Raw genomic sequence first — 6254 nt, forward strand, 5'->3', positions numbered from 1 at the left:
TCAGGATCAGGGTCGTCGCCACCAGGAAGCCGTAGAAGCCGAAATCGGTCACCGGCAGGGCACGGGCCAGCAGGGCCAGGGCCAGCACGTTGGCCCCGCGCATCAAGAGACGGCTGGAGAGAACCCAGGCAGTATCGAGGACGAGGCGGCGCAAGCGGGAGATTCCTCGGGCGGCGGCAGCGTGGCGCCGGTTTGGTACTGGACGGGCGTCCTGCCAAGCGGCATCGCCTTGGCGGTACCCAGGCCAGGCCTGGACCGAGGATGCAACGGGAGATGGCGATGGACCAGCGAGTGACGGCGGCATTCGAGGCGCTGCGCCAGCATGCGGTGGAGGTACGGCAGCTTCACCTGCGCCAGCTCTTCGAGGAGGACCCCGGCCGGTTCGACCGGTTCACGGCGGAAGCCTGTGGCATCCTGATGGACTATTCCAAGGCGCGGATCACGCCCGAGACCATGCCGAAGCTGGCGGCACTGGCCGAGGCGGCGGGGATCGAGGCGCGCCGCGACGCCATGTTCCAGGGCGAGAAGATCAACACCATCGAGGACCGGGCGGTGCTGCACACCGCCCTGCGCAACCGCAGCGGCGATTCCGTGCTGGTCGACGGCAGGGACGTGATGCCGGATGTGCTAGCCGTGCTGGACGCCATGCGGAAGTTCACCGATGCGGTGCGCGACGGCAGCCGCACCGGCTCGACCGGCAAGCGCTTTTCCGACGTGGTCAATATCGGCATCGGCGGCTCGGATCTGGGCCCGCGCATGGTGGTCCGCGCGCTGTCACCGGACAGCTCGCCGGAGCTGCGCGTCCATTTTGTCGCCAATGTCGATCCCGCCGACATGCACGACGTGCTGGCGCGGCTGGACCCGGCCACCACCCTGTTCGTGATCGCGTCCAAGACCTTCACCACCATGGAGACCATGACCAATGCTCGCGCCGCGCGAGCCTGGGTCGCGGACACGCTGGGCGAGGATTCGGTCGGCGCCCATTTCGTCGCGGTCTCGACCAACGCCAAGGAGGTGTCGGCGTTCGGCATCTCCACCGACGAGATGTTCGGCTTCTGGGACTGGGTAGGCGGTCGCTACTCGCTCTGGTCCGCGATCGGCCTGCCGATCGCGCTCTCGATCGGCTTTGCCAAGTTCGAGGAACTGCTGGACGGTGCCCACCAGATGGACCGCCACTTCCGGGCGGCACCGCTGCAGGAGAACCTGCCGATGCTCCTGGGCCTCTTGCGGGTCTGGGAGATCGACGCCATGGGCAGCACCTCGGTGGCTCTCCTGCCCTACGACCAGCGCCTGGAGCTGTTCACCCCGCATCTCCAGCAGGTCGACATGGAGAGCAACGGCAAGGGCGTGATGCTGGATGGCACGCCGGTCGCGTCCGGTTCGGGCCCGGTGATCTGGGGCTCCCCTGGCACCAACGGCCAGCACGCCTTCCACCAGCTCCTTCACCAGGGGAACCGCATCATTCCCTGCGAATTCCTGCTGGCCCGGCACAGCCGCACCCCGATCGGCGATGGCCACGCCAAGCTGGTCGCCAACTGCCTGGCCCAATCCGAGGCCCTGATGCGCGGCAAGAACGAGGCGGAGGTCCGGGCCGAGCTGAGCAAGCAGGGTCTGTCCGGCGAAGCTCTGGAGAAGCTCGTCCCGCACAAGCTGTTCACCGGCAACCGGCCCTCGATCACCTTCCTCTACGACCGGCTGGACCCCCGCACCCTGGGCGCCATCACCGCCCTCTACGAGCACGCGATCTTCGTCCAGGGTGCCTGCTGGAACGTGAACAGCTTCGACCAGTGGGGCGTGGAGCTGGGCAAGCAACTGGCCCTGCCGATCCTGGAGGAACTGACCGGCGGCAAGTCCGGCAGCCACGACGCCTCCACCGCTGGCCTGCTGGCCCGGGCCAAGGGTTGAGAAGCGGGCGACTTGGCGAGGAACATATCCTTGACGTTGCAGAGGAGATTCCGGAGATCCTGAAGTAACTTCAGGAAGAGCAGCCATGCCGTATCGCACCGCCGCGGCGGCCGGATGGCCGGGTGTTGGTGAGGCATGGCGGTGGGCAGGGCGTGGGCGGCGCTTGGTCAGGTTGGGCTCGTCATTGCTCTGCCGGCTGTGGCGGCAGCGGAGACCGGCGGTTCGACCTGGCTGGTGAGGATCGGTGGCGCTCTCGAATACGGCCCCGACTATTCGGGCGCTCGCTCCCGGGGCATCACGCCGGTCCTGTCCGATCTGGAGTTCTACCGGGCGGATGACGGGCCGACCTTTGGGGCGCCCGACGATGGCTACGAGCTGCCGCTGTTCGACAATGGCTGGCTCAACCTGGGCCCGGCCGGCGACTACCAGCCCGGCCGCTCGGCCGGCAACGACGCCCGCCTGCGCGGCCTCGACAACTATCCCGCCACCTTCGTGGCCGGCGTCTATGGCGAGGCCTGGCCGGTGGCGGACCGGCTGCGCGGCCGGATCGAGCTCGTCCATGGCCTGCACTCCGGTCCGGCCTCCAGGCCAATCTGTTCGCCGACTGGGTCGAGCGGTACGGCCCCTGGACCTTCTCGGGCGGGCCCCGGGCGGTCTGGGGCAATGCTGCGTTCATGCAGGACCGCTTCGGCATCTCGCCAGCCGCCGCGGCACGCAGTGGCCTCGCCGCCTTCGACGCCGATGCCGGGTTCGGCTCGGTCGGGATGACCCTGGCGGTCAGCTACGCGCTCTCGCCAAGTTGGACGGTCACCCTCTATGACACCTATGGTCGACTGGTCGGGGACGCCGCCGAAAGTCCCATCGTCACGACCATCGGCTCCAGGAACCAGAACGTCCTGGGCGTGAGCCTGGAATACACGTTCGACACGGGTCTTTGAGCCGGTTGCCGGTAACGCCGGAGGAGAATCATGCGTCTGCTGCTGTTGCTCCTCGGGACCGAGACGTTGCGGCGGCACTGGGCCTGGTTCGCAGGGCTGGGCCTGGTCTGGCTGGCCGCCGGCATCTTCATCTTCGTCGATGCGCTCGACGGCATGCTGTACTTCCCGCTGCGACCGTTCGGCTGGCTGCTGGTGGCGGAGGGCTCGCTCAGCGTCCTGCTGGCGCTGACCCGGATCGCCGTGCATCCCCCGCTGCGCCTGGCGCGCGGCCTGCTGGTCCTGCTGGCGGGCCTGCTCATCGTCAGCCCCTGGCACCTGCATGACTTCATCCTGGCCCTGGTGTTCGGCCTGTTCCTCCTGGCGGACGGCGTCTTCCGGATCGCGTCGGCCTGGGTCGTGCGCTTTCCCGGGTGGCGCCTGGCCCTGGCGGGAGGCGTTGCCGAGTTCCTGCTCGGCGTCTTCGTGCTGGAGCCCTACCCGACCTGGTACGCCGGCACCGTGCCCGGCTGCATCGGGATCGCCCTGGCACTGACCGGCCGCTCGGCGCTCCTGGTCGGCTGGCGGCTGTACCGGCTGCCGCCGCATGCCTCGCTCGGCATGCTCTATGCGCGGGGCCACTTCCTGCAACGCAGCCAGCTCGAGCTGGAGCGGCAGCGGGTGGACCGCCCGTCCGGCGACGTGCTGACCGTCCATGTCTGGACCGCGACCGGCACGGCCAGCGATCCGGTGCGCCGCCCGCTGGTCGACCGCTACATCGCCGCGGTCGACAAGAAGGGGGTGATCTCCACCGGCCATGCCGCCCTGGAGCTGCCGCCCGACATCTATATCAGCCACTACCCGGCCGTGGAGATCGACCACTCCCCCACCGACTTCACCCGAATGCTGCGCGCGACCAGCGAGAACGACATGCCCGGCCGGTTCCAGCCGAGCTACCGGGAAGAGGCGGCAGAGTGGTGCGAATCCACCGAAAAGATCCGCTTCCGCCGGTTCGACGGCGAGCGGGTGCGGCGCTTCTGGGAGATGTACCGGCAGGATGCGACCTACAACCTGACCAACCGCAACTGCTCCAGCGTGGTGGCTCAGGCCCTCGAGATCGGGCTCGAGGGCACGCTCGCCCGGTCCCGGCGCGGGCTTGGCCATGTGCTGCGTATCCTGTTCAGCACCGAGTTCTGGGCGGCCAACATCGTGCGCAAGCATGCTGAGTCCATGGCCTGGACGCCCGGCTTCGTCCTGGACTATGCGCGCAACCTCCGGGCATTGGAGAACCCGCCGCCGCTCAGCCTGCGCGGCATGCTGGCGGCCATGCGCAGCAACTGGCGGCACCGCCAGGTCCTGAAGCGGCGCCAGCAACGCGGCAGGGCCCTCGCGTGAGCAGCCGCAGCATCGAACAGCCGGCCGGCGGCCGCAGCCGGCTGATCCTGCTCGGGATCGGCGTGGTCATCCTGGCCGCCTCGATCTTCGGCCTGGTCTATGGCCTGACCGCACCCCTGATCGCCGGCGACCTGGCGGCTCTCGGCCATGGCGAGTTCGTCATCGGCCTGAACGCCACGATGCACGCAGTGGGCGTCCTGCTGGTGGCGCCAGCGCTGCCCCGCCTGACCCGCCGGTTCGGCACGCGCAACCTGGTGCTGGCGGCACTCCTGGCGAGTGCGGTGCTGCTCTGCCTGTTCCCGGCGATGCCGATCGTCTGGCTGTGGTTCCCCCTGCGCATCCTGCTGGGCGTGGCCGCAGAAATCCTGTTCGTCCTGACCGAGACCTGGACGGCAGCCCTCAGCACCGACGCGATCCGCGGCCGGGTGATGGCGGTCTATACCGCCGCCATGTCGCTGGGCTTTGCCGGCGGCCCCGCTATCCTGGCCGTCGCCGGCACCGGCACCGAGGCCTATCTGATCGGCGCGGTGATCCCGCTGGTCGCCCTCCTGCCGCTGCTCCTGCCGCTGGCCAAGCCGCCGCCGCCGGTGAACGACGAGCCGGGCCATCCCATGCGCTTCGCCCGGCTCGCCCCGATCGCGATCGGGGCCACCTTCCTCAATGCCGCGGTGGAAACGGCCGGCCTGTCCTTCATCCCGCTCTATGCCGCCAATCTGGGCTGGACCGAGCAGGCCGGCCTCCAGCTCATCACCACGCTGATGGTGGGCGCCATCGTCCTGCAATTGCCGATCGGCTGGCTGATCGACCGGTTCGACCGCGAGCGCCTGGCCATCCTGTTGGCGGCCCTGGCCGCCGTCGGCGCCTTGTTCTGGCCCTGGACGCTCGCCTTGCCCTGGCTCGCCTACGGCTTCGTGTTCGTCTGGGGCGGCCTGTTCGTCGGCATCTACACGGTGATGCTGACGATCGTCGGCAGCCGCTTCACTGGCAGCGACCTGGTGGGGATCTATGCGGTCATGAGCCTGGCCTGGGGCCTGGGCGCCCTGGTGGGTCCCACGGCGGCCGGTGCCGCCATGAGCCTGAGTCCGACCCTGGGCCTGCCGCTCGCCATCGGCATCGGCTGTGCCCTGTTCGCGCTCGCGGCGTCATGGCGGCGCCCTGAAGACTGAAGGGGCCGCCTACGACCGGTAGATGGGCCTGTGCAGCCCTTGCACCCCCAGTGCCACGGGCCGAAGCTCAGGCTCGGCGCAGGTAGCAGCGGCCGATCCCGGTTGAGCCACACGCCTTCGAGCCAGAGGCCGAGGAAGTCGGCACCAGGAGCGGGGCCAAGCCGGCACCCAGTGCCAGCAGGCTGACGTGGACCCGGCGTGCTCCGTCGGAGAGGTGCAGGGGAGGGTGGAAGCAGCGCCGGCAGCGCTGAACGAAAGGTGACGAGGCCGCCCCCCAGGATGGCGATGAAGCGGTCGATCAGTGCATCGAGATCGACCTGTGCGCCACTCTCTGAAAGCCAGGCATCCGGCGTTACCCGTCGTCCGACCCCAGCGAGGCCTCAGCCGCCGCGCCGCTGCCGGACCATGAAGGCGTCGTAGCCGAACTCCGCCACCTGCCACCACAGATACTGGTCGTCGCGGAACGCCACCAAGTGGTCGTAGACCTTTCGGAAGTCCTCGCTCCGGTCGCGGAGCTCGGCATAGAGCTGCTGCGCCTCCCGCCAGGAGGCCTGCAGGATCTCCTGCGGGAACGGCCGCAGCACCGCACCGGCGGCGACCAGCCGCTTGAGGGCACCCGGATTCACCGCGTCATACTTGGCGGTCATCCAGCCGTTCGCATAGGCCGAGGCATAGGTGACGATCGCGCGGTAGTGCTCCGGCAGCTCCTGCCAGTTCTTCAGGTTGATCAGCGTGCAGGCGAGCGCACCGCCTTCCCACCAGCCCGGGTAGTAGTAATATTTCGCGACCTTGTAGAGGCTGAGCTTCTCGTCGTCGTAGGGGCCGACGAACTCGGCGGCGTCGATGGTACCTTTTTCCAGCGCCGGGAAGATGT

Annotated in this window: 4 protein-coding genes and 2 pseudogenes; 5 read left to right on the top strand and 1 reads right to left on the bottom strand. The window is 68.8% G+C overall.

All coding sequences use genetic code 11. The features are described 5' to 3' along the window. The first annotated feature begins 279 nt into the window (after window positions 1-279). The 5 genes and pseudogenes from pgi to EQG76_RS21105 all read left to right on the top strand — a co-directional run bounded on the left by pgi (window position 280) and on the right by EQG76_RS21105 (window position 5380). Window positions 280-1905 carry a glucose-6-phosphate isomerase gene (gene pgi, locus EQG76_RS21085; protein WP_200840993.1) on the top strand — a complete coding sequence of 542 codons (1626 nt, stop codon included), beginning with the start codon at window positions 280-282 and terminating at the stop codon, window positions 1903-1905. Window positions 1906-2040: 135 nt separating this feature from the next. Further along, window positions 2041-2442, top strand: a pseudogene (locus EQG76_RS33570) (MipA/OmpV family protein); the annotation flags it as partial. Between the two features lie 56 nt (window positions 2443-2498). Further along, window positions 2499-2843, top strand: a complete 345-nt coding sequence (locus EQG76_RS31775; protein WP_235031486.1) for a MipA/OmpV family protein — start codon at window positions 2499-2501, stop codon at window positions 2841-2843. Between the two features lie 30 nt (window positions 2844-2873). Next, the gene (locus tag EQG76_RS21100; protein WP_159716302.1) at window positions 2874-4214 is read left to right on the top strand and encodes an HdeD family acid-resistance protein; all 1341 of its coding nucleotides are present in this window, start codon (window positions 2874-2876) and stop codon (window positions 4212-4214) included. After that, window positions 4211-5380 (top strand): MFS transporter, encoded by a 1170-nt coding sequence (locus tag EQG76_RS21105; protein ID WP_200840994.1) that lies wholly within the window; start codon window positions 4211-4213, stop codon window positions 5378-5380. The genes EQG76_RS21100 and EQG76_RS21105 overlap by 4 nt, the downstream gene beginning before the upstream one ends. A 380-nt stretch (window positions 5381-5760) precedes the next feature. Here the strand turns inward: EQG76_RS21105 and EQG76_RS21110 are convergent. Then, window positions 5761-6254, bottom strand: a pseudogene (locus EQG76_RS21110) (ABC transporter substrate-binding protein); the annotation flags it as partial.

The organism is Geminicoccus flavidas (assembly GCF_009806515.1).
Classification (GTDB): Bacteria; Pseudomonadota; Alphaproteobacteria; order Geminicoccales; family Geminicoccaceae; genus Geminicoccus; species Geminicoccus flavidus.

Coding starts and splice junctions, on each gene's coding strand:
- pgi (WP_200840993.1), top strand. CDS start 280: ATGGACCAGCGAGTGACGGCGGCATTCGAGGCGCTGCGCCAGCATGCG.
- EQG76_RS21100 (WP_159716302.1), top strand. CDS start 2,874: ATGCGTCTGCTGCTGTTGCTCCTCGGGACCGAGACGTTGCGGCGGCAC.